Source organism: Bradyrhizobium sp. BRP19 (assembly GCF_020194195.1).
GTDB lineage: Bacteria > Pseudomonadota > Alphaproteobacteria > Rhizobiales > Xanthobacteraceae > Bradyrhizobium > Bradyrhizobium yuanmingense.
This window is the reverse complement of record NZ_JADYVZ010000172.1, coordinates 1-422: the sequence shown is the minus strand read 5'-3', so window position 1 is coordinate 422 and position 422 is coordinate 1. Positions and strand designations below refer to the sequence as shown.

The window sequence follows — 422 nt, the reverse complement described above, 5'->3', positions numbered from 1 at the left end:
GTGCATCAGCGACGCGTGCCTCGATCTGCGCCACGATGCCGCCATTGAACGCGGAAGGAACACTCTCATCAGCTCCGCCATTCCAGTTCAGGATCCGCCGCGTCTCCTCCGGACCGACGCCGTTGAGTTCGCCGAGCGGACGATCCGCGCCGCGCGCGATTCCCGCGAGCAGACGTGCCAAACCTGCCTGCAGACGCCTCACCTGCCGCTCGTCGAAGCGGCTGCGATCATAACGGAAGCCGAGATTGATGCCGTCTGTCTTAGTGAACACCGCCACCGTCAAGGCATAGTTCGTGATCGAGATCTGTGCGACGCGCCCCATGCGCGGGCTATTGTCGTTCTGCCCGCGCAGGGCCTGATCGATCGGATAGTTCTCAAACACCAAAATACTGTCGAACAGCGGCCGGCCCGAGCGCCCCGCG

At 63.5% G+C, this 422-nt stretch carries 1 protein-coding gene; it reads right to left on the bottom strand.

All coding sequences use genetic code 11. The annotated features are described in order from the left end of the window. A partial coding sequence (locus tag I6F36_RS39050) for a condensation domain-containing protein (RefSeq protein WP_225173299.1) occupies positions 1-422 on the bottom strand: 422 nt, incomplete at both ends.